21 protein-coding genes are annotated in these 23,678 nt (G+C 39.8%); 7 read left to right on the plus strand and 14 right to left on the minus strand.

Annotated elements, in window-relative coordinates:
* Positions 1-27: 27 nt before the first annotated feature.
* Genes AC0L3Y_RS10480 through AC0L3Y_RS10490 form a run of 3 tightly spaced genes read left to right on the plus strand, consistent with a single transcriptional unit; the run spans position 28 to position 2,158 of the window.
* Positions 28-900 carry an amidohydrolase family protein gene (locus AC0L3Y_RS10480; RefSeq protein ID WP_473462145.1) on the plus strand — a complete coding sequence of 291 codons (873 nt, stop codon included), beginning with the start codon at positions 28-30 and terminating at the stop codon, positions 898-900.
* Between the two features lie 41 nt (positions 901-941).
* Positions 942-1,304 carry a protocatechuate 4,5-dioxygenase subunit alpha gene (locus AC0L3Y_RS10485; protein WP_473462150.1) on the plus strand — a complete coding sequence of 121 codons (363 nt, stop codon included), beginning with the start codon at positions 942-944 and terminating at the stop codon, positions 1,302-1,304.
* On the plus strand, positions 1,304-2,158 hold the full coding sequence (locus tag AC0L3Y_RS10490) for a class III extradiol dioxygenase family protein (protein WP_473462154.1): 855 nt from the start codon (positions 1,304-1,306) through the stop codon (positions 2,156-2,158). The genes AC0L3Y_RS10485 and AC0L3Y_RS10490 overlap by 1 nt, the downstream gene beginning before the upstream one ends.
* 102 nt (positions 2,159-2,260) lie before the next feature.
* On the opposite strand, the gene AC0L3Y_RS10495 is transcribed toward AC0L3Y_RS10490, so the two are convergent.
* The 6 genes from AC0L3Y_RS10495 to AC0L3Y_RS10520 all read right to left on the minus strand — a co-directional run bounded on the left by AC0L3Y_RS10495 (position 2,261) and on the right by AC0L3Y_RS10520 (position 10,708).
* A complete protein-coding gene (locus AC0L3Y_RS10495) occupies positions 2,261-3,241 on the minus strand; it encodes an aldo/keto reductase (RefSeq protein WP_473462159.1) in 981 nt (326 codons plus the stop codon).
* 103 nt (positions 3,242-3,344) lie between these two features.
* Positions 3,345-4,292 carry a Gfo/Idh/MocA family oxidoreductase gene (locus AC0L3Y_RS10500; protein WP_473462164.1) on the minus strand — a complete coding sequence of 316 codons (948 nt, stop codon included), beginning with the start codon at positions 4,290-4,292 and terminating at the stop codon, positions 3,345-3,347.
* Positions 4,293-4,429: 137 nt separating this feature from the next.
* The gene (locus AC0L3Y_RS10505) at positions 4,430-5,644 is read right to left on the minus strand and encodes a LysR family transcriptional regulator (protein ID WP_473462169.1); all 1,215 of its coding nucleotides are present in this window, start codon (positions 5,642-5,644) and stop codon (positions 4,430-4,432) included.
* 452 nt (positions 5,645-6,096) lie between these two features.
* Positions 6,097-7,458 carry an FAD-dependent oxidoreductase gene (locus AC0L3Y_RS10510; protein WP_473462174.1) on the minus strand — a complete coding sequence of 454 codons (1,362 nt, stop codon included), beginning with the start codon at positions 7,456-7,458 and terminating at the stop codon, positions 6,097-6,099.
* 75 nt (positions 7,459-7,533) lie between these two features.
* Positions 7,534-9,450 carry a TRAP transporter permease gene (locus AC0L3Y_RS10515; protein ID WP_473462179.1) on the minus strand — a complete coding sequence of 639 codons (1,917 nt, stop codon included), beginning with the start codon at positions 9,448-9,450 and terminating at the stop codon, positions 7,534-7,536.
* A gap of 292 nt (positions 9,451-9,742) precedes the next feature.
* The gene (locus AC0L3Y_RS10520; protein ID WP_473462184.1) at positions 9,743-10,708 is read right to left on the minus strand and encodes a TAXI family TRAP transporter solute-binding subunit; all 966 of its coding nucleotides are present in this window, start codon (positions 10,706-10,708) and stop codon (positions 9,743-9,745) included.
* Between the two features lie 142 nt (positions 10,709-10,850).
* Here AC0L3Y_RS10520 and AC0L3Y_RS10525 point away from each other — a divergent pair, with 142 nt between their 5' ends.
* Positions 10,851-11,720 carry a LysR family transcriptional regulator gene (locus AC0L3Y_RS10525; protein WP_473470616.1) on the plus strand — a complete coding sequence of 290 codons (870 nt, stop codon included), beginning with the start codon at positions 10,851-10,853 and terminating at the stop codon, positions 11,718-11,720.
* Positions 11,721-11,881: 161 nt separating this feature from the next.
* Here AC0L3Y_RS10525 and AC0L3Y_RS10530 read toward each other — a convergent pair whose 3' ends face one another.
* Together AC0L3Y_RS10530 and AC0L3Y_RS10535 are read right to left on the minus strand one after the other, a co-directional pair.
* Complete coding sequence (locus AC0L3Y_RS10530) at positions 11,882-12,124, minus strand: helix-turn-helix domain-containing protein (RefSeq protein ID WP_473462187.1); 243 nt, start codon at positions 12,122-12,124, stop codon at positions 11,882-11,884.
* 47 nt (positions 12,125-12,171) lie between these two features.
* The gene (locus tag AC0L3Y_RS10535) at positions 12,172-12,762 is read right to left on the minus strand and encodes a hypothetical protein (protein WP_473462190.1); all 591 of its coding nucleotides are present in this window, start codon (positions 12,760-12,762) and stop codon (positions 12,172-12,174) included.
* A 193-nt stretch (positions 12,763-12,955) separates the two neighbouring features.
* On the opposite strand from AC0L3Y_RS10535, the gene pobA reads away from it, so the two are divergent.
* Positions 12,956-14,158 carry a 4-hydroxybenzoate 3-monooxygenase gene (gene pobA, locus AC0L3Y_RS10540; protein WP_473462196.1) on the plus strand — a complete coding sequence of 401 codons (1,203 nt, stop codon included), beginning with the start codon at positions 12,956-12,958 and terminating at the stop codon, positions 14,156-14,158.
* Positions 14,159-14,266: 108 nt separating this feature from the next.
* Here pobA and AC0L3Y_RS10545 read toward each other — a convergent pair whose 3' ends face one another.
* From AC0L3Y_RS10545 to AC0L3Y_RS10570, 6 genes are all read right to left on the minus strand, one after another.
* Positions 14,267-15,766, minus strand: a complete 1,500-nt coding sequence (locus tag AC0L3Y_RS10545) for a tripartite tricarboxylate transporter permease (protein ID WP_473462201.1) — start codon at positions 15,764-15,766, stop codon at positions 14,267-14,269.
* Positions 15,767-15,773: 7 nt separating this feature from the next.
* Positions 15,774-16,289: a tripartite tricarboxylate transporter TctB family protein gene (locus AC0L3Y_RS10550; RefSeq protein ID WP_473462207.1), complete on the minus strand. Its 516-nt coding sequence runs from the start codon at positions 16,287-16,289 to the stop codon at positions 15,774-15,776.
* Between the two features lie 87 nt (positions 16,290-16,376).
* Positions 16,377-17,369: a tripartite tricarboxylate transporter substrate binding protein gene (locus AC0L3Y_RS10555; RefSeq protein ID WP_473462210.1), complete on the minus strand. Its 993-nt coding sequence runs from the start codon at positions 17,367-17,369 to the stop codon at positions 16,377-16,379.
* A 345-nt stretch (positions 17,370-17,714) separates the two neighbouring features.
* Entirely contained in the window at positions 17,715-18,791 is a 1,077-nt protein-coding gene (locus tag AC0L3Y_RS10560) for a GGDEF domain-containing protein (RefSeq protein ID WP_473462213.1), read from the minus strand.
* Positions 18,792-19,047: 256 nt separating this feature from the next.
* The gene (locus AC0L3Y_RS10565; RefSeq protein ID WP_473462220.1) at positions 19,048-20,250 is read right to left on the minus strand and encodes a bifunctional alpha/beta hydrolase/OsmC family protein; all 1,203 of its coding nucleotides are present in this window, start codon (positions 20,248-20,250) and stop codon (positions 19,048-19,050) included.
* A gap of 243 nt (positions 20,251-20,493) precedes the next feature.
* The gene (locus AC0L3Y_RS10570) at positions 20,494-20,820 is read right to left on the minus strand and encodes a hypothetical protein (protein ID WP_473462226.1); all 327 of its coding nucleotides are present in this window, start codon (positions 20,818-20,820) and stop codon (positions 20,494-20,496) included.
* Between the two features lie 459 nt (positions 20,821-21,279).
* Here AC0L3Y_RS10570 and AC0L3Y_RS10575 point away from each other — a divergent pair, with 459 nt between their 5' ends.
* Positions 21,280-22,650 (plus strand): DUF4856 domain-containing protein, encoded by a 1,371-nt coding sequence (locus AC0L3Y_RS10575; RefSeq protein WP_473462231.1) that lies wholly within the window; start codon positions 21,280-21,282, stop codon positions 22,648-22,650.
* 17 nt (positions 22,651-22,667) lie between these two features.
* Entirely contained in the window at positions 22,668-23,660 is a 993-nt protein-coding gene (locus tag AC0L3Y_RS10580) for a sterol desaturase family protein (protein WP_473462235.1), read from the plus strand.
* Positions 23,661-23,678 lie beyond the last annotated feature (18 nt).

Genomic DNA, 23,678 nt, shown 5'->3' on the forward strand with positions numbered 1-23,678 from the left:
AATGAGTTTAAAAATAGGTATTTGAACATGATGGACAAAAATTATATTCCATTTCATCCAAACCCAAGTAAGCCGACTTTTAAGGTACCAGCTGGTGCAGTGGATGCGCATTGTCACGTTTTTGGTCCTGCGGATAAATTTCCTTATCATCCAAAACGTAAATACACACCTTGTGATGCGTCAAAAGAGCAATTGTTTGCACTGCGCGATCATTTGGGTTTTTCTCGTAATGTGATTGTTCAAGCGTCCTGTCATAGCACTGATAACGCTGCGTTGATCGATGCGTTAGAAACTGCAGGGGATTTAGCTCGTGGTGTAGCGTTTGTCGATGACAGCATCACGCATGAAGAAATTGAAAAAATGCACGCTGCGGGTGTTCGCGGTGTGCGTTTTAACTTTGTAAAACGTCTTGTTGATAGTACTCCTCGAGAAGTGTTTTTTTCGATTGCTGAAAAGATTCGTCCTTTTGGATGGCACATCGTTGTGTATTTCGAAGCGGCAGATCTAGAAGAGTTGATTCCTTTCTTAAAAGAACTAAATACGACGATTGTTGTTGATCATATGGGAACACCTAATGTGAAAAATGGCGTTGATCATCCTGACTTCCAGCGCTTTGTTAACTTCATGGCAGACAACGACAATGTTTGGTGTAAGGTGAGTTGTCCAGAGCGTTTAACGCAGCATGCGCCGGATTATTCTGATGTGTATCCTTTTGCGCGTACGTTAGTTGAGAAGTTCTCTGATCGAGTTTTGTGGGGAACGGATTGGCCACACCCAAATATGAAAGTAGAAGCGCCAAATGACGGGCACCTTGTGGATGTCATTCCTCATATCGCTCCAACACAAGCGCTCCAGCAAGCGTTATTGGTTGATAATCCAATGGGTCTTTATTGGAAGTAATCCTAATAACGCGACAAACGTATAAAATAGAGGTTACCGACATGGCTAGTAACTATACAGATCGAAAATTTCAAGGCACGTACCTTTTTGATGGTCAGATGGCCAAAAAAGGCTATGGCTTAAACAAAATGTGTTACTCGTTTAATGATCAAGTGGCGCGCGATGAATTTAATGCGGACCCAGAAGCCTATTGTGAGAAGTTCAAACTTACAGAAGCCCAAAAAGAAGCGATTCGTAATAAAGATGTGATTGGGCTTTTACGTGAAGGTGGCAGTATCTATTATTTGGCAAAATTTACCGGTTTACTAAAGCTAAATATGCAAGATATTGGTGGATTACAAACGGGTATGAGTACGGATGAATTCAAAGCCATGCTAGAAAGAAACGGTCGAGGAGAAGTCTAATGGCTAAAATTATTGGAGCAGTAACGACTTCCCATATTCCAGCGATTGCGAATGCAATGGCTAATGGGTTGGAAGAAACACCTTACTGGAAACCTTTTTTTGATGGTTACCCACCAGTACGAGATTGGCTAAACGAGAAAAAACCTGATGTCATCATTCTTTTTTACAATGATCACGGCTTAGAATTTTTTATTGACAAAAAACCCACCTTCGCCATGGGCGTAGCAGACGAATATTACAATGCAGATGAAGGTTGGGGTATTCCAACTATTCCACCTGTTACCGGTGAATCAGATCTTTCTTGGCATATTGCGAACAGTATTGTCGACGAAGGTTTTGACATGACGATCTGCCAAGAAATGAAGGTCGATCATGGGTTGACGGTTCCGCTTAATTTAATGTGGCCAGGTCATCAATATGGTCATGTTAAAGTGATTCCGGTTTGTATTAATTGCGAACAGTACCCAATGGCTCAGCCTAAGCGTACGTTTGAGCTGGGCAGAGCAATTGGTCGTGCTGTGGCGTCTTATGAAGAAGACATTAATGTGGTTGTCTTTGGTACTGGCGGTATGTCTCATCAACTAGATGGCGAGCGTGCTGGTTTTATTAACCGTGCATTTGATATCGATTGTCTTGATAAACTGGTGTCGGACCCTGAAGCTTTGACAAAGTATTCTAATATGGATTTAGTTGAGCAAGGTGGCGCGCAAGCCGTTGAGCTAAATATGTTAATTGCTATGCGAGGCACTTTATTGGGAAAAGTGACTGAGCGGCACCGTAATTATCATGCGCCGATTTCAAATACTGGCTCTGGGTTAATGTTGTTAGAGCATGAAATGCCAGCTATAAAGTGAGTATGTCATAGACGCTGATGTGGAAAAGTAATCACAAAAAATCCGATGCCTGATAATAGGCGTCGGATTTTTTGTATTAGACGAAGTTGGCAATGGAAGAGGTTAGAACTCTTCGGTATCTATTTCAGCTTGTTGAGCGGTAGTGTAACGAGTGCCATGAACATTGTTTTGATTAATTATTTCATTTAGCAAAGCCATTTGCTTGGCATCCAAGGTGAGTTGTCCTGCTGTGAAGTTATCTCTCATATGATCAATTGAACGAGTGCCTGGAATAGGGATAATGTTTTCACTTTTGGATGTTAGCCATGCCAAAGCTAACTGAGCTGGTGTGCAACCTATGTCTTTTGCAAGCGCCAAGTAATCATGCATTAACTTTAGGTTATTAGAGTAGTTCTCGCTTTGAAAGCGTGGCATGTTATTGCGAATGTCTCCGTTTTCAAGTTTAGTAATGTCTTTTAATGTGCCTGTGAGAAAACCACGTGCCAATGGGCTAAAAGCGACAAAAGATATATCGAGCTGTTCGCAAGCTTTTAATATGGCAATCTCAGGGTTACGAGTCCACAAAGAATACTCGGATTGAATCGCCGTAATCGGGAACTCATTGTGCGCGCGAGTTAGTGTGTCAGCGGAGACTTCAGATAAACCGACGGCACCGATTTTACCCTCTTTAACGAGATCGCCTAAGGCCCCCGCACTTTCTTCGATGGCTACATTAAAGTCTAGACGATGTAAGTAATACAAATCGATGTGATCAGTTTGTAGGCGCTTTAAACTGTCTTCACATTGTTTGCGAATGTTTTCTGGGCGACCATTGATCACTTTTTTTCCATCAACCATTGCCATGCCACATTTACTGGCAAGAAAAATTTCGTTACGACGGTCTTTTAATGCTTTACCAACCAATAATTCATTTTTACCTGCGCCATATAAAGTTGCTGTATCAAAGTGACGGTAGCCCATTTCAAAAGCTTCATGCAGGGCCTTGATGGCTTGTTCTTCTTCGACAGGAGTACCATAAGCGTGCGAAAGGTTCATGCAGCCTAGACCAATATTTGGATTTGATAAATGCGGATGTTTCGACATAAAAAGGTCCTTGTTATCTGTCTAACTAGGTGAGTTTCATATTAAGAGAGTGTAACGAAAACAGGGAGCTTCGGCTCCCTGTTTGTTTATTATTGACTGATGTTTATGCTTCTAGACATTGCTCTAGGCGATGTAAAGTTTCCATAGCTTCAATTGCTTGAGTCACACACGAATTTGGTGCTCGACCTTCTTGGATAGCTGCAATAAATTCGCGATCTTGTAATTCAATACCGTTATTAGAAATCGCGACATCGCTGAGATCTATCTTGTTTTCGTTGCCGTCGTATAGATCATCATAACGAGCAAGGTAAGTTCCATTATCACAGATGTAACGGAAAAAAGTGCCAAATGGACCCTCGTTATTAAAAGACAAAGAGAGAGTGCAAATGGCGCCATTTGGTACTTTCATGCCAATACTCATGTCCATAGCAATACCAAGGTCTGGATGGATTGGGCCCTGAAGTGCTTGTACCTTGCTAGCGGTTTCGCCAGTTTGGTATTGAAATAAATCAACGGTATGGCATGCATGGTGCCATAAAAGATGGTCTGTCCAAGAGCGAGTTTGGCCTAAAGCATTTTTATTGGAGCGGCGGAAAAAGTAAGTTTGCACGTCCATTTGTTGAACGGTTAATTCACCCGCTTTGATTTTGTCATGAATCCATTGGTGAGAAGGGTTAAAGCGACGAGTGTGACCCGCCATAGTGACTAATCCTGTTTTCTTTTGGACTTCTACTACATGACGTGCATCTTCAATGCTATCTGCCATTGGTATTTCACACATAACATGCTTACCAGCTTCTAAACATTGAATGGTTTGAGCTGCATGTATTTGTGTCGGGGTTGCTAAAATGACGGCATCTACGTCATCACGAGCAAGACTTTCAGCTAAATCGGTTGTGTAGTGTGAAACACCACGATCTTCTGCGAAAGCTTTAATCGCATCGATGTTTGTCCCAACGACAGAAACCACTTCTACACCTTCAATGGCGGCAATGGCATCCATGTGTTTCATTCCAAAGGCGCCTGATGCTCCTGCGATACAAATCTTCATTATCTTGCTCCGATTGATGAAATAGTCGAATGAATAAAAAATATATTAGGATGAATCTAGCATTCAGTATGTATGAAGGATAATTAATAAACCGCCACATCTATTCATTTTTTGCATTGAATTAATACTGAATAAGATCAATGAAAGTAATCAGCGGTTTTTCTTAGCATACTTAAGAAATGAGACTGGGTTAAAGTTGGAAGCCAATTTTTGCGTACACACAAACCAACTTCTCGTCGAGTATGTTCAAGAGGGAAAGGTATTATTTCTAATAAATTAATATTAATTTCTCGTTCAATTTGATCTGCAGATAGCAAAGTAAGACGATCACTTTCAAGTAGTAACTCACGAATAAGAATGTGAGAGCTAGACTCAACCAAACGACTAGGCATAGGAACGTTAGCATCATGAAAAATTGCTTCGAATGCAGTACGAGTAGGTGTGTGTTTGGCAGGAACAACCCACGCGTATTGACTAAGCTCACTTGCACTTATGTGTTTTTTACCAGCAAGTGGGTGGTTACTTCGACCAATAATAGACAAAGGCGGTGACCAAAGAGGCTCCTGAATTACATCGTCAGCAGGGGATGGACAACGTAATGCACCGAGAATAATGTCAATATCACCTTGGCGTAAATGGTGTAAAAGGTCGTTATATGGCCCTTCAATTACTTTTATATTTACATCTGGATGACCATCATTAAAGCGTAAAATAGATTTTGGCAAAATTGTTGTGCGCGCTAAAGGCATGCTGCCAACGGCAATAGTACTGATATCACGAAATTGCAAAGCATTTATCTCATACATACCTTGACGCAATTCATTAAATGCTAGTTTAGTTGCTTTAGCTAACATTTTAGCCGCTTTGGTTGCCGTAATACCTAAACTATTCTTTTCAAAAAGGGTGATGCCTAGTAATCGCTCTAAGTCACGTGCTGCTCTGTGCACAGAAGATTGAGATATCGATAAATTACGACTAGCAATACTAAAGTTTTGTGCCTCACATACTGCGATTAAAGCTTTCAGCTGTGTGGTGCTGATCATAGATATTAGGTTTTTTGATGTGGAGTTTAATTGATGGTTTTCTTTGGCAATATCAGTAGTTGCATTCTGTAAGTAGTCTACAGCGCGATGGACACGTTTTTTCCACGCCTCGCCAGAAAGGGTTAGATACATTCCATTAGAGTTACGTTCAAATAAACTGGTTTTTAAACTGGCTTCTAATTTGGCTATGGCTTGCGTGATAGCTGGTTGAGATAGGAAAATAAAATCAGAGGCTTTAGTTATGCTTTTTAGTTCAGAAACAGCTAAAAAAACTCGTAAATGTCGTAAATTTGGAATCGAAAACTCCATAAAGCCTCTCTATCTGATTTTCTGTTTAAGATATTCTATCTCAAAAATGAATAGTGTAAGAGGGATTTTTATTAACCAACATCACTTTGCTAAAAAATAGTGGTGATGGGGTTAACTTGTAAAGACTGGGAAGTTCATAAACTTGTTTGTATTGTGGCTCAGATCCCAATAATCCGAAAGGTCAGCGGGACTTGGAATTAGCGGACGGACATGTGAGTGCAGTGTCATTTATGACCGTTATATAAACGCGGTACACAAAACTCTTGGCTCGGGCATGAGCCTCTAGCGATAGGAAAACCCTCCACCATAATCTTTGATTTGGTGGAAGGAGTATGTCAAAAACAGAATATATTTTCGGAAGATATTATTCTGAATGAGTAGAGATCAAGGTTGTTGCTTGCTGCGATATTAAATATGCTATTCAATAATACAAAAAACATACAACCAAGCTACTATTCTGCGTTCATTCCTAGGAACACCCCATCTGTTTCCAGTTGTGATTGCAGTTTTTTAATATCTAAATCACGTGGGATTGTCTGCAATTGTACAGACAGCGCTGCAGCTGTTCCTGCAGCCTGTCCCATGACGAAACAACCGCCCGATACTCTGGCTGCTGATTGACCAAGATGCGTCATAGAACCACAGCGACCAGCAACCAAAAGATTGTCTACCTTTTTGGGCAGTAGCATGCGATATGGAAGATGATTGTATCCTCGCACATTTGGAATATCTTGCCATTGGAACACAATGTTTCCCGCCACGTGTTCTTCTATCATCCATCCATTTACGCCGATACTGTCTTCAAAACTTGCACACTCAAGCACGTCGGACTCAGTTAGCTGATATTCTCCTATTATTCTCCGTGTTTCCCGTATTCCTATTTGTGGTGCTATATCTAAAATGTACGAAGATTCAAAACCAGGAGTGGATTCGCGTAAAAAATTAAAAAAATCAACAATTTGACGCCTTCCTTCTATTTCAGCATCACTGAATTGTTGAGAGTTGGTACCGTCTACTGGGCCTCCATCCGCATTAGCTATTTGAGTAACATTTGCACGCCATTCCATAGGGTTTTTCTGTGGGCGGATGATAGGAGTTTTGCGTGGAAACTTACGTCCCTTCGCTTCAGCTTCTTCCATTAGACGTTCAATCTGATTGTATGCGTCACCAGCACGAACAGGGTCAACACCGTTGATACGGAACATTGTCGATGGATACATCATGTCATGCCCGCTCGTACCTTTCTCATAGGGTACACCTGCGAAATGCGAAAGGTCGGCGTCTCCCGAACAATCAATGAAGTTATGTGCTCGTATTACTTGGCGGCCCGATTTAGTTTCAATTATTAGTCCGCTTATTTTACTTGGTGACTCCATTATCACCCCAACAGCATAGGCGTGAAATAATATTTTAGCACCGCTAGAGGTAACTAGATTATCAGCTGCAACCTTGAATGCCGCATTATCATAGCATTGAGCAGCGATCTTGCCACCAAACATCACATGAGGTTCACTAAGTCCGCCCAACGTACGCATATGATCGAATAGGTCATCAACAACCCCATGAACAACTTGTTGTATATCACCGTATACATTCGCGTGAAGTCCGCAGAAATTGGTTACCCCAGCGGCCGTCCCCATGCCACCTAGAAAACCATAACTTTCAATTAAAATAGTGCTCTGACCAGCTTTTGCTGCGGCTGCAGCCGCGGCGATACCTGATGGTCCACCTCCCAAAACAACAATATCATAATCACCAATTACAGGGGTTTGACGTGTGGGCTCGGTAATAAATTCTGAACTAACAATTGACATACAAATATCTCCAATACGTAGTTAAAGGTATTAATTAATAAGAACCTCGAACAAATTAGCTGAGGTAAGAACAAGTTAGTGCACGGCACTATTTTTATTTTTATATTGGCTCGAGATGAAGAGCCCATAAAATGAAAGCATTGGTAAAATACCCACTATTGCGAATAATGGATTGGGGTGAATAAGTGCGATAGCACCAATGAAAAAAGTAACCCGCCATGTCCAATTTAATTCTTTGAAAAACCATCCAACTAACGCACCCGCTAGCGAACTGATACCTAGGATTGCAGTTATAGAAACGATAACTATGTCCGCTGTATCACCTATAAGAATCAATGCAGGGCTGTAAATAATGACATAGGGCACTATAAATCCAGCGAGACCTAGACGAAATGCTTGAAGGCTAGTTGAAATGGGGTTAGTTCCTGCAACACCCGCAGCAGCGAATGCGCTTAATCCCACTGGTGGGGTTATGAAGGACATGATTGCAAAGTAGAAGATAAACATATGCGCAGCTTCAATCGGTACACCGAAGTTAGCCAATGCGGGTGCACCAAGAGTAGCTGTAATAATATAGGCGGCTGTTGTCGGTAGCCCCATGCCAAGTATGAGACACGCTATCATGGTTAAACCTGCACCCAACCACAACATACCTGATGACAAATCAACAATAAATTGCGTGAATCTAACGCCTAGTCCGGTCATTGATATAATACCAATGACAATGCCAGCCGTAGCGCAAGCTAGGGCTACTGGAACGGCAACAACAACACCGTCTCGTAAGCCCTCGATAACTTCGCGCCAAGGTAACCGCTTTTCACGAAATAGTGTGAAGAGTCCTGCAATACTAACAAGGCTAGCAATAGCTATAACACCTGAAATAATAGGTGACATCTGTAGAAATACTAGAATATAAACTAGGATCACTAATGGGAGCAGTAAATGAAATCCTTTTGATAGGACATATCTTATCTTGGGAAGTTCTTCTTGAGGAATAGGTGGTATATCAAGGCGGCGAGCTTCTAAATAGACAATTAAACCAACTGATACGAAGTAGAGGATTGCTGGAATTAACGCCATTAATGCAACGCTTGAGTATGAGATACCAAGCATTTCAGCCATTACAAATGCTCCAGCCCCCATAATAGGTGGCATGATTTGTCCGCCAGTAGAAGCGACTGCTTCAACACCTGCTGCAAACTCAGGTCTATAACCGCTTCTCTTCATAAGCGGAATGGTAAACGCCCCTGTTGTTACAACGTTTGATACTGATGAGCCATTTATACTACCCATCATTGCGCTTCCTGCTACAGCAGTTAGGGCTGGACCGCCTCTTACCCGCCCAGCTAATGCGATAGCTAGATCTATAAATACCTGACCTGCTCCTAGCTTTTCCATAAGTGAGCCAAATATTATAAAAACAATAACAAATGTTGAAGATACTGCGACTGGGGTACCGAAGACTCCATTTGTACTCCAAACAAGATAAGTAGTAATTCTCTCTAGGCTATAACCACGGTGTGATATGAACTCTGGCATGTACGGACCAGCGAGGCCATATAGGAGGAAAAATAGAGCTACCAGCACTATTGGAAGTCCAATACTTCGGCGCGTACCTTCTAAAATCAAAAATATAAGGAGTGCACCAACATAAAAGTCTATGTCATTTGGTCCATTGATGCCTCGAAACAAAATATTATTAGGAGAAAATGCAAAATATAGGTAAACGGCTACACATAAAGCTAAAAAGAAAAATGAAAGATTTATCCCTTGTTTGAAAACATGGTTTTCAAACTTCTTATATGAGATAGCAAATCCAATCAGTAATAGTCCTATAAGATGTACACCGCGCTGAATGTACGCAGATTGTGGGCCAGTAGCTGCTGTATATAGGTGAAAAGCAGCGAGTGATATCCCAATCACCCAAATAATTACTACAATGGGTAATATCGGCAGCCCCGTTATTCTAAAACTTGATTTGTTTTGTGACATTTTAGATTACTCCAAGAGTTCTATATATGAAGTTAAGAAGCGTTAGTTAGCCAGGAGTGTTATCTGGCTATTACAGTTATTGTCTAGATACATTTTTAAGCAAAAAAATGCTTCACAGAAGTCTGAGAAGGAATACCGTTTAAGCTAGTTATTGCTCTTTCTGGAATCTCATTTTTTGATTGCTGCGTGAAGATTTCACTATTTATTTTTGTTCTATATATCACTCAGAATTTCGTAGATAAGAAGTGTTAGCTAGCCAGATAGAAATACTACCTGGCTATTACAGTTATTCTTATTGTTCTGATGTTGGTAATGCTAGCCCTTTTTCAGTAAAGAAACGTTTTGCGGCAGGGTGAAGAGGGATACCGTCTAAACCAATCATGGCTCTTTCTAGGGTTACATTATTCTTGACGGCTGCGTGGACATTTTGCCATTCACTTGTATTGTTCCAAATATCACTCAGCATCTCATAGACTTGTTGATCGGTTAATCCAGATTCGTCTGTCGTATACATCACAATGCGACTTGCAGCTAGATTTACGGTTGAGTTTATGTCGTTATAAGTGCCTGCAGGTATCTGAGTTTTTGTGAAATAAGGGTATTCTTTGTAAAAAGAGCTGTCGTCAATTGGGATTAACTTAGTTTTAAAAGTTGTTGTGAGTTCCATTAGGGGAGCTGATCGAAGTGGATGTGTAATAATAAATGCATCGATTTGATTATTTTTTAGAGCTGCAGTCATATCTGCATTCTCCATGTACGTGGGTTGGTAATCATCTGAACTTAGCCCATAATGTTTTAGTAAAGCATTGGCTGTCCTTTCACCACCACTTCCAGGAGCGCCTACCCCGATTCGCTTCCCACGGAAATCTTCGATACTATTCATATCACTATTTGCAGCGGCAAAGACTTGCACGTAGCTTCCTACCGTACTAAATAATGCCCGTAAGTTTTTAACAGGGTGACCTGTATATAGACCCAATCCATTATAGGCTTGGTAAGCTATTTCATTTGCAGCGATTCCCCAGTTTAATTCGCCAATATCAAGTAGACGAATATTCTCAATTGACCCTGCAGTGGACTCTGCAGATACTTGAATCGATTCAGAGTGCCTATTAATCGTTTCTGACATGGCAACACCCATAGGGTAAAGTGCACCGACAGTTCCTGCAGTTCCTATTACAACCCGTGTTTTCGCAAATGCTGGACATATCATTAGCGCGGACAGAAATAGCGCAAACAATGAAGTTCGAATACTCATTTTGGACTCCTTACATTTATTTTTTTTGTTGAATTTTATTCTGACATATCTTATTAGTGTTTATAATAGACTTATTCAGAAGATCATTTAACGCGATATAGAACATAATAGGATGTGGATATTAATGGATACATATTTGAATATGAGGGCTTTTATTGCGACAGCTGACACTGGCAGCTTTTCTGGAGCAGCCCGTGAACAAGGAATTTCTATCTCTGTACTTACCAAGCGAGTTAACCAGTTGGAGCACCAACTCCGGACACCTTTATTTCACCGGTCAACGAGAAGCTTAACTCTTACAGAAGAAGGCAGGGTTCAAGTTCTCAAATGCCGTTCAATCGTTTCTCAGGTTGAAGAAATGATTGCATCACCTCAGTCAAAAGACGAATTGATAGATTTCATTCGAGTACGTGCACCAATTACTTTGGCTCGATTGGTTATAGGACCATTACTTCAAAAATTTATGGTTGCACACCCAAAGGTACGTTTGGAACTTGTGATAACGGAACGTCAGTTAATTCCAGAGGATTCGAGCTTTGATATTTCGCTAGGTGCTAAGCCTATTACAGTCGGTGACGTATCTGATTTTCCGTTGAGCCCTCTAAAAAGAACTCTTTGTGCTTCGCCGAGATATCTTGATCTTCATGGGAGCCCTGGGCATCCGAGGGATCTTGCTAAGCATGAATGCCTTTGTTATTTACCAACAGGAACTGTGTGGACTTTCAATACAGAAAAGGCTCCGATACATATAGAGATACTGCCACAGTTAAGTTCAAATGACGGTCAGCTTATAAGTGATGCTGCGGTAGCTGGTATGGGAGTAACAATCCTTTCTAATTATATTTTGGCTCCCATGCTAGCCTCTGAGCAGCTAGTACCACTACTTACAAATTTTCCACTACCTCAGTTATGGCTTACAGCAACAGTGCCTTCCAATAAAGCGAAACCTCCAGCAGTCGAACAATTGTTGAAATTTTTAAAGTCAGAAACGTTAAAAATTTTCCCATCATGATTTAACTTCATATTTCTAATATTAAGTGTCATTAATAGCTTAAATATTCAGTAAGGTTTCATAGCCTATAATTCACTGAAATATAGGAATTAAAGCATGATTACAAAATGACTCGCAGTATGAGTCGACGGGGGGAGGAGATAATGCGGTTCAAGAGGGTTTTAGTCTATGTGCTTCTGTCTATATCGCCCTGGAGGGATGCTCATTGCTCGCTTAAAAAAACGAGAAAAATAACCCGGGTCTTTAAAGCCAAGTTCATAACTAATCGCCTCAATAGTACTAGAGGTGTAAATCAAATGACGTTTTGCTTCCAACAATAATCGCTGGTGGATTAGGCTTTGTAAGCTTTGGTTCAATGTAGCCTTTGTCAGCCTAGATAAACGACTACAGGATATATTGAGCATTTCAGCATATTGTTCTGCATTCCAATGGGACTTGTAGTTTTGCTCAATTAATAGCTTAATTTTTTTAGCATCAATGCTTGATTTTCTGCGTTTTCGTCATCTTCTTTCTTTTCCAGTTTTTGTCTTTGCAGACGAATTAAAATAGCTTTAATAAGATATTCACTAACTACATCACTTCCTTGTTGGATATTTAAAAATTCATATTCTAATTGCGTTACTAGTTGCCATAAATTTTGGAATTCTAATGGGTCGTTATTAAACCCAATATATGATGGCTCTAAAATAGAGTTCATAAAACGCGAAGCTTTTCCTTGTGAGGAATCTTCCAGTAATTGTTCTTCGAGCGTAATAACACGACCATCAGTGTCAGGACTAAATTCAAAACTATGCACAGTTCCAGCGGGAATGCTAATTACCCAATTACCAGCTAACGTTATGTGTTGTTCATCCAGCTGAATAGTTGTCATCTGTGTATTTATTATTAATAGTTGAAAAAAGCGTGCATGCCTATGGGCATCAATTTTCCAACCTAAGCGACGGCTTCTATGTTCTATGTTCTCAATATGAAAAAATTCGGTGTCGTTATTGTTTATCACCTCTCCGTACAAGCCAAAATGTGGGATTACTGAATTCAGCATAAAGTCTCCAAATTGCATTTAAGAATATTTCAATTGTCTGCTAGATATACTTCTTTTGATTTTTGTTCAAAAAGTACAATTTTCCGTTAAAAAAACACCTAATAATATCTTGGTAGTTGGCTCATTATGAACTTATAGCACGGTATTAATCATCGTGTATGTATTGAACAACAATAAAAATAGGAAAATATATATGAATACTCAAGTGGCTATTATAGGTGCAGGTCCCTCCGGTTTATTACTAGGTCAATTATTATCAAAGCAGGGAATCGAAAACATTATTATTGAGCGAGCATCTGCGGATTATGTTTTAGGTCGCATACGTGCTGGGGTTTTGGAGCAAGGTCTTGCCGATTTGTTACGAGAAGCTGGCGTTTCGGAAAGAATGGATACAGAAGGTGAAATACACGATGGTGTTGAGCTATCATTTAATAACAAGCGAGTTCGGATCGACCTTAAAGAATTAACTGGTGGTGACACTGTTATGGTTTATGGTCAAACGGAAATGACACGTGACTTAATGGACGCAAGAAAATCGGCTCAGTTGCCTACTGTCTACAGTGCGGATAATGTACAACTGCATGATGTTCAGACAGATTCACCTTATATAACTTATGAAAAGGAAGGTGAAGTATATCGAATAGATTGCCTTTATATTGCAGGTTGTGATGGCTTCCATGGTGTTTCTCGAAAAACTATACCTGATAATGTAAAAACAGAATATGAACGAGTGTATCCATTTGGTTGGTTGGGATTGTTGTCGGATACACCTCCTGTCAATGAAGAGCTTATTTATTGTAAAACAGATCGAGGCTTTGCCTTGGCAAGCATGCGCTCAAAGACACGTTCTCGTTATTACTTACAAGTGCCTCTTACTGATAAGGTTGAAAATTGGAGCGACGAAGCATTTTGGGAAGAGTTAAAAAAACGTTTACCTGAAAGTGTAGCCAAAAACTTAGTTACTGGTCCAAGCATTGAGAAAAGCATTGCTCCTTTGCGTTCGTTTGTTTGTGAACCTATGCAATATGGCAATATGTTTTTAGTTGGGGACGCTGCACACATTGTTCCACCTACAGGTGCAAAAGGGTTGAATTTAGCGGCTTCAGATGTTGCAACACTCTACAAGGTGTTGACTCGTGTTTTTAAAGAGGGGGATAAAGGCTGTATCAATCAGTATTCAGAAATTTGCCTTCGACGAGTCTGGAATGGAGAGCGTTTCTCTTGGTGGATGACCAACATGATGCACAATTTCTCTGGTTCAGAAGTAAATGGTACAGAATCCAAAACATTTGAAAAATTCATGTCTTCAGAATTAGATTTCTACATTAATCATAAAGTAGGGCAGCAAGTAATTGCTATGCAGTACGTTGGTTTACCGTATGAAGAGTTAAAATAAAAAATGTTAAATTTAATCGAGTAGTTGGCTTTTTTACACTTACTTTTCAGTGTCGCACTTATCTTAATCTAAACCTTACTAGTTTTTAACTGGTAAGGTTTTTTTAATTTAACAAGTCAATTTAGGCTTTAGCCACTTGTTCCAAACAGGTGTTTGGGTAAAAAGAATAAGGGCGATGCTTATAAATAACACAGTCGATAATGGACTGCTGAATAAGTGAATAAACAAGTCAGTTACACTGCCGCGTTCGGTAAGGATGGCGCGTCGCCAGTTTTCATCAGTTAAAGAGCTTAAAATAACACCTAAGATGACGGGGCCAACAGGGAACCCATAAAGTCGCATAAAGTAACCGAATACGCCAAAGGCTAGCATCCACCAAATATCCGTAATCGCATTGTTAATCGCATAAGCCCCAACAATCGAAAGCAGAAAAATCAGTGGTATCAATATGCCTTTTGGGCATTCGACAATTTTTGAGAACATTCGAATGCCCGTTAAGCCGAAAATTAATACGAAAATATTCGCCAGGGTTAGGTTGCCTACGGTAAACCAGAACATGTGTGGCTGCTCTATCATGAGTAGCGGTCCAGGGTTCAGACCATGAATGAATAATGCGCCGATAAATACGGCGGTCACAGCATCTCCCGGAATACCTAAAGTAAGCATTGGAATGTAAGCGCCACCTACGGCGGCGTTGTTAGCAGATTCTGGCGCGATTAAACCTTCTTTTGCACCTTCTCCAAAAGGCACCTCTGGCTTTTTTGTGACGCGCTTAGCATGATCGTAGGCCATGAGTGCGGCAATGTCCCCGCCTGTACCCGGTAAAGCGCCAATAATAACGCCAATAAAGGAGGTTTGTAGGCTAAGGGGCAGGTATTTTTTGATATCGGACCATTTTGGAATGATACGAGTAATTTTCTGTTTTATTACGGCCTTATCCATATGGTGAAGTTGATGTAAGGCCTCTGAAATTCCAAACATGCCTATCATCACGGCAATAGGGCTAATACCATCCCAAAGTTCTATCACACCAAAGGTAAAACGTTCTTCAGCTGTCATTGGGTCCAATCCAACAGTACCAATAAGTAAGCCCAAAGCGCCTGCGAAAACCCCTTTTGCTAGACTATTTCCAGACAGAGAACCGACTAAAAGAATACCTAATATGCCCAACATCATATAATCACGTGGCTGAAAGGTAATGGCAAACTCACTAATAGTTGGAGCCGCCAGGGCGAGTACAATAATACCGACAAAACCACCGATGACGGACATTACAGTGGATAAACCAATGGCTTCTCCCGCTAGGCCTTTTTTTGCCAGTGGGAAGCCGTCTAGTGCCGTCGCAATCGCGGAAGGCGCTCCTGGGATGTTTAATAGAATCGCTGTTCGAGAGCCGCCATATACGCCACCCATATAAACACCAATCATAAGGCTGAGAGCGTTGTTTACATCCCACGAAAAGGTAAAGGAAATCAAAATAGAAACGGCCATAGTGACCGAAAGCCCCGGAATGGCGCCAATATAAATACCTAAAAAAGTTCCTAGTGCGGTTAATGCCAGCAACTCTGGCGATAACCAGGATATAGCGAAAAAGTTTAAAGAGTCCATGAAATGATTATCTCCATAAGGCTTTTATTAAGGCTATGATTTCGCGCTCAGGGATGATGCCTTCAGGTAATATGACTTGAAACGCAAGGCGAAAAACGATGTAGACCACTATCAGGGAAAGTAACGTAATAGACAGTGTGGTCAACACACTATGACGGTATAAAAATTGAATCGCGGTAAATAAAAATAAAAAACTTGAAAGGATAAAACCAAGGCTTTCGAGTATCACTGCGTATATTAAAATAAGTGTCATGATTATGGCCACCACAGGAGGGAGGCAGTGATAAATAAAATGTAGACCCTTAGTGGCAGGGAGCTTCAAAGTATTAACGAAGATAATACTCGATGCTAAAATCATCGCAGCTGAGGTGGCCATAGGGAAGGCGCCAGCAGAGCTTAATTGGCTAAATCCGGCAATATTATAGGCTTGAAAAAATAAATATACGCTGCCTAAAACTAATAATAGACAAAAAGTACGTTCGCCTGGCTTACGTGTTTTTTGTGAAGGAGATTGACTGGACATTATTACCCCAGATAAAACGAAAAATAGAAGGAAAAAACCAAGTTAACAGTTTTTACCCTTCTATGAGATCCGTGAATAGTTAGATAATTACGGTTTGCTAATATCAAATTTTTCTGGCGAAAATTTACTAAAACCAGCGTCATAAACTAACCAAGATGAAGTCGAGCGGTAAGCTTCAAGGAATGAGCTTGCTTCAGTGCCTGAAGTATTCATTATTGTGTAACCATTCTTTTGCATTAGGTTAACAAACTCTGGATTCACTGCAGCTTTTTCAAAGGCCGTTTGCAATGTTTCAACTACATCATCAGGAGTACCCTTTTTCACAAATACGCCAAAAAATGGCCCCCAAGGTAAGTAAGATTTCATGCCTGGTAGGGTGTCCGTAATAGGAGCTACGTTAGGCAGTAAGTCATTTCTTTTTACATCGACCATGCTAAGAGCTTTCATACGGCCTGCTTTTATATGTTCTATTGCGGCACCTAAAACCGCCGGCATTACATCAATTGCACCACCTTGCAAAGCGGTTAAGGCAGGACCATCACCCTTGTAAGGAATACTGATATAGTCGAGCTTCACTTGAGAAGCTAACATGGCTAATACGATAGATGTTAGGCCACCTTTACCTGTTGAACCAAGTTTGACTTTATTCGGGTTCGCTTTGGCGTAATCGATGAATTCTTGCATGGTGTTATAAGGAGCATCACTTCTAGCCATAATCATTGGCGTGCCACGGGCTAATAATGAAATGGGGATCATGTCGCTGTAATCAATATTAGAAAGTCCCAATACCTTGTGCATTTGTGGGTTTTCAGCACCCATTAATAGGGTATAACCATCAGCCTTTTTCTTATTAACGTATTTCATAGAAATAGCGCCAACACCACCACTTTTATTTGTAAGAATAATATCTGTGCCAAGCTCTTTTTCAACATGGGGAGTAATAGAGCGCATCACGGCATCCGTTGAACCACCAGCTCCCCACATGATAACACCTTGAAGGTCTTTATTCGGGTAGTCGGCAAAACTTGCCGTGGTAGTAAGAGAGAGAGTTGCCAGTAAAGCAAATGTTATTTTTTTCATTATATTCTCCGGTTTACCCTTTCAATAGGGTTGCTCTAGATAAAAGAGAGATTTTTATTGTTAGTAGCATTATTGAGTAGAGGTCACACTTTTTAATCTCAATTACCTTAATTGAGGAAGGGAAGCTAAGGAGGGTGTTATCCACTCCACAGGTTCATTTTTACTCACGACCAGAATGATACTTTAATTTAAAGGGCATGCGAACATGTCTATCATATGAGGTACTTTATTTTAAATTTGATGTCCTAGCATGTTAGGTTTGTATAAGTAAGGTGATACATTGGGAGGATAGGGAGATGAAGTAATGGAAGATGCTTTCAGCAATGCAAAAGCTACTTTTAAAAACTAAACCTTAATGTAGTTTCTGCCTGCATTTTTTGCTTCATACATCAAATCATCTGCACGTTTTAGTAAGGCTTGATAGTCTTCGTTTTCTGCCGATTGAGCTATACCTGCGCTGAATGTGGTGGTTCCATTTTCAAGCTCTATTGAAGCGAAAGTATTTGCTAAAAGCTGAACGCACCGATAGCTTTTCTCTAAACCTAAAGGCAGAAGTAGAACAAACTCTTCACCGCCTAAGCGAATTGCGTGGCCACCATGAGTTTTCGCAATTTCTTTAAGGGCATTAGCAAACTCGCATAACAGGCAGTCTCCGTAATTATGCCCCCATTGGTCATTAATGGATTTGAAATGATCTAGATCGATTAAGGCTAGGCTAAAAGCTTTTCTTTCTATGCGCCATTGATCTAAGTAAGGAGCTAAAACACGGCGATTATGAAGTCCTGTTAATGGATCTTGTTCGGATAATTGTTGGAGTTTTTCTGAAAGGTTATTCGCTTTATCGCGCTCCAATTTGTAGCGTCGAGAATAGTTTTCCATCATTAACATCAAAAAACCACCTGTTGCAATAAAACTAATGGTTAAATCAAGTTGTAAAAGTTCTTGTGTGCCGTGTTTGAATACTAATTCGGGGTACGCACGTTCAAGTAAAAGCAAAGGTACAGGCATTAGTATAGCTAAAGCTTGGCCTAAACGTCGATATAGCCCTAGATCTCTAAAAGCAACCGAAATATAAATAAGTACGCCTAAGTTCATAAAATAGGTTGGCCCACTGTAGCCACCATTACCAACCCAGTTAAAGGGTAAAGATACTAGAGTGACTAAAAGCATGAAAATGACGGCCATACTCTTGAAGTAATTACGCCAACGAGAGAGATACCAAATGAAAAGAATAACAGGAACCAGAGCGAGCTGAGTCAGAATATTTGTCATATTCGCCAGCTCAAAAATATAGTTAGCTACAGCGCAATAAAGGTAAACAAGGGAGCCAATTAATAAAACGGCGTGATGAGTGTATTCAAAAGGTTTATTCTGGCTACCCAGTAACCAAATCAACACTCGTTTTACGATTCCGTTTGTCAAAAAAAATGTCCCTTTATGTCAAATTACATTTAAGATGGCTAATTTATATTAATTTTGTGCATATAAAATGTGTATTTTGTAATCTTATGTTTCAGGTCCTTTATTTGGGGTTAATTGTTTTTTTTTCCAGAAACAGAAAAACCAGCATATTTAAAACTAGTTTTTGATTTAGGTTAGCTACTTTTTTAGTTATTTAACATTATAAGGTCAGTAAGTCGTGCCAGATGTTCTATTCATCACGGCACGATATAAGAAATTATTCAACCAGTTTACTTACCACGACAACATTGCTGTGCAGTGTTTTGTGAACAGGGCATTTATCGGCGATTTCTAAAAAGCGTTCTTTTTGTTGTTCATCTAAATCTCCGGTGAAGCTAATATTTCGAATAATAGCTTCCATACCGTTTTGTTGTTCGCAATTATTACAATCTTCTTTGTAATTTCGTGTATGGGTGAGTTCTACCTTGATATGTTCTACTGGTAGTTTTTTTCGCTCAGCGTACATTCTTAATGTCATGGCGGTACAGGCGCCTAAACCAGCAAGAACGTGTTCGTAAGGGTCTGGTCCAGAGTTTTTACCACCTACTTTTACAGGTTCGTCTGCTAACCAATAATGGCTTGACGTACTAACGTGCTGAGCAAATTTATGGTCTTTTTCTTCGACTAAAACATGACCTTTCGCCACAACGCTTTGATAGCTGCTTTCGTCACTCGGTACATATCGACTTGCCCATGCGGCAATCACATTGGCAGCGTACTCCGAATCGTTTTTATTGCTAAGTAGGTGATCAGCATTGTCCAAACTAACGAAGCTTTTAGGGTGTAGTGCGGTTTGATAGATTTTTTCTGCTTCAGTGATGTTAACGATATTGTCTATTGGTGAATGCATGACCAATAGAGCCTTTTTAAGCTTGCTAATGTGGTTGTTGCCATAGTTATTAATGTCATCCAAAAATTGCTTTTGTATTTTAAAGTGACGACCTGCAAGACTCACTTCTGCTTCACCATTTTTTTCGATATCGTCAATGTGGGCCGCAAAGTTATGTGCAACATGGGCCGCATCAGACGGAGAACCGATGGTGACAACAGCAACAGACTCAGGTACTTTTTGGGCAACTCCTAATACCGCTGCGCCGCCTAAACTATGACCAATCAACAGCTTTGGCGCTTGATATTCATTACGTAGAAAATCAGCAGCGGCAACCAAATCTTGAATATTTGAAGAAAAGTTTGTATTGGCGAAATCACCATCGCTGTTACCTAAGCCAGTAAAATCAAAACGTAAAACAGCAATGCCTTTCTCCATTAATGCTCGGCTAATGCGAGAAGCAGCGGCGACGTCTTTACCGCAAGTAAAACAGTGAGCGAATAGGGCGTAAAATTTAATGTCAGATTCAGGTGTTTCTAATAAACCACTGAGTGTGTGATTACCATTGGTAAATTCGACTTTTTGACGCATAAAGTATTCCTTAAACAAACTGATTTTTATGAGAACATCTTTCTGTCCTTAATTATTTTCAGTATGGCATTAAAAATGCCAATGAAGGCAGGGAACTGAGCAAAAAACTAGAATTCTAAAAGGAAGCTCGTCTTTTAAAAAACACCTATCTAATGCAAATTTTCGAAGGAGCGTGTTGATATGGGAATGGGAAGAGGAATAAAAAAACGGCTCTTGTGAGCCATTTTTATTTATTTTGAAAGCTTACTGTACTGTTTCTTCTTTCATATCTGTATCAACTAAATCACAAGACCAGCCCCAACCTATTTGTTTTTCAACAAAAGCAGCAGCTTTGTTTTCACAGAAACCTGCTTTATTTTGAGCACGCCATAAAGTCTTTGTACCTTCTGCTTTCGTATATTGAACCTCACAAGGGACATTATTTTCACCAGCATACACAATTTCAATTATGCGTGTCTGATTGTCATGTACACATATAGTGGTTCTATTTTCCATTGCGATGGCAGAGGTAGATATTCCAACAAGAAGACAAGTAGAAATAAGCAGAGTTTTCTTCAGTTTTATCATCATGATTTCCCTTTGGTTGATTAAATTCAAGAACAGAGCAGTTTTTTAAAGTTCTTAAAAGTGGTTAGTAGATATGTAACGTAATGTAACTTACGGGAAGAATTCGTTCAAATTTATTAGCCGTATTATGACGTTATTTTTGATTGATACAGAAATGGTTTCTTTATTGATGAGCCTAAAACTTATTTTTTTAAAGGATATTGATTTTATTTAATAAAATATTTCTGCTTTCCTTAAGTTGAAAAAATTAAGCTGGTTTCTATTTAACAATTAGGTGTACATATAGAGCCTGTGGAGGGGGGCGAAAATTCCATAGCAAAGAGCGCTTTCCTGTAAAGCTAAGTAAATAAGATTTATATCGTTGTTGATAATCATTAATATTGATGGTATTTTTCATCCATTCTTTAAGTCTCTCATGAACGCTTAATAATCGTTTTTTGATTAAAAATAGGAAAAACAATAGTGAAAAAGACCATTCTTAGTTTATGTGTTGCGTTTTCTGTTAATGCTGTAGCAGCACAAGACTACGCCTTTGACGTCACGTTAAAAGGTTATAAAGGCGACGCTTCCTCTTCTGTTTCTTATGGTGGTCAGATTGCCCGCCATGCCTTGCATAATTCTTTGAAAAAAGCAGCAGGTAAAGGCGATGTTGATTTGATGTCTGCTTACTTCTCAAGTAAAGAGTCAGGTCTGAGCATTCTTGATCCAGTATCAAAAGATGGTTTCCCTATTAAACAAGCTAATATCGACGAGCTTTCTAAAGGTAAAGATCTGTTATCGAGCGCTTATGATGGCGTCATCACCGGTTGGCCTGGTAATCCAACAGGGCAGGAATTGCTCCAACAATTAGTTAACCTTGCTGGAAAGACCAAACAGGGTTATGACCCAGTTAATGGCTATGATTATGTTCAACTTATCTCTAAATTTGCGATGGGTGCGGTATTTTATAATCGTGCAGTGAACCATTATCTTGATGAAAAATTAGAAGTTGGTCAGTATCCAAACAATAAGCCATATAAAAAAGGCACGGTATACACTGGTAAAGAACATGTTTGGGATGAAGCTTTTGGTTACTTTGGAGCACCTGCAAACGGTTTATCTTTAACTGCGAAAGAAGTTGTTCAGATAACAAAACAAGATCCTGCTGTATTTGCTAAGGCTGACGCAAATGGTGATGGTGTCATTGATCTGACATCTGAAATGGCGTTTGCTCATGCTTATTATGCAGCAAGTATTGATGCTAGCGCTGGTACAAATTACTTCCATACTATTATGCAAGCTTTTGTCGATGGCCGTCAGCTAATTGCGAATGCGAAAGGTAAAACACTAACAAGTGAGCAACATGCCGCACTTAAAGCCTATGCTAAAACGATTGCTACAGCATGGCAGCAAGTCATTGCAGAAGCTGCTTATAAGTATGCTGGCAGTGTTTATGCTGATTTGGAAAAAATTGCCATCATTGAAGAAGCACATGGAGATGTCTCTAAAGCTTACCGTAATTATGTGAAACATTGGGGCGAGTTAAAGGGGTTCGCTTTGGCACTTGAGGCAGCGGGTCGTGATTTAGGAAATGCTCAAGCTGGTTTGGATCGTCTTATTGGTTTTAGTCCAATTTTGTTTGGCAATACACAAGTATTGGCTTTAGATAGTAAAGGTGGCTTTATTCAAAGCGGTTCAATTGCTATGCAAGAATATAAATTGAATATGATCAAAACACAAAATTTACTTGATAAATCGTTTGGTTTAAAAGCAAAGTTGAATGATCGTACAGCTGGTATGAGTGCAGTACTCGATCAAATCAATCAAGCAGGTAATAGTGCTGAAAATGACTAGCTAGGAATTCTTAGGCAATGTTAGACGCCTTTGTATTTTGGTTATTGGAAGAGCTGGCTAATGCCGGCTCTTCCTTGTTTGATTTAAGTAAGCGAGTATCGCTTTTTTATCTTTTGTCTGCTTTTATTGTTGCTTCTGTTTTATTTTTTTTACGTTATGGGAAAGCTGGCTTACATCGCGTTCGAGCTTATTTTTCATGGCGTGTTTGGTGGCATGCATCATCTAGAACTGACTATATCTTATGGCTCGCTAATCGTTTACTGCTTGCTGTTATTATTCCTAGAACCCTGACTCAAACGGTATGGATAAGTTGGTTGTTCTTCTTTTGGCAAGAGCAAGGAATGTCGAGCTTAGGCTTAGATTGGCCGGATATGTTTGTTGTAGCTCTTTTCTCATTTTGCTACTTTCTTACAGATGACTTCTCTCGTTTTTTTGTTCATTGGTGCATGCATAAAAGTCCCTTTTTATGGGCATTTCATCAGGTACATCACAGTGCTACTGTTCTTACTCCCTTTACCGTTTTTCGTACTCATCCAGTAGAAGGTTTATTGTTTTTCTTTCGCTCGTTGCTGGTTCAAAGTGTTGTCATTAGTGTATTTCTAATCTTGTTTCCTTATCAAGTCAGCTTAGTTCAATTGTTTGGTGTACTTGTCACGACCTTTTTATTTAACGCATTGGGAGCTAACCTACGCCATTCTGGTGTAGCGCTGAGTTATGGAAAAAGAATTGAAAAGTGGTTGATTTCTCCTGCCCAACATCAAGTACATCATTCTACTGCTCGCCATCACTATGATCGTAATTTTGGCGTCATGTTAGCGATTTGGGATAGAGTGTTTGGAACTTGGCATATAGGTGATGATGATCAGATTATTCATTATGGTACTGGTCAATCAATTGATCATACGGGAGTTTTTGGTCAGTGGTTTATTCCTTTTAAAGACATAAGATATTTGTTTTTTAAGCGAGTTAAATTTATCTTTAAAACTATTTTTAGTAATAGGGCTGTTTGATATAGTTTTCAGCGTTCA

It is taken from the genome of Marinomonas sp. GJ51-14 (assembly GCF_055808695.1).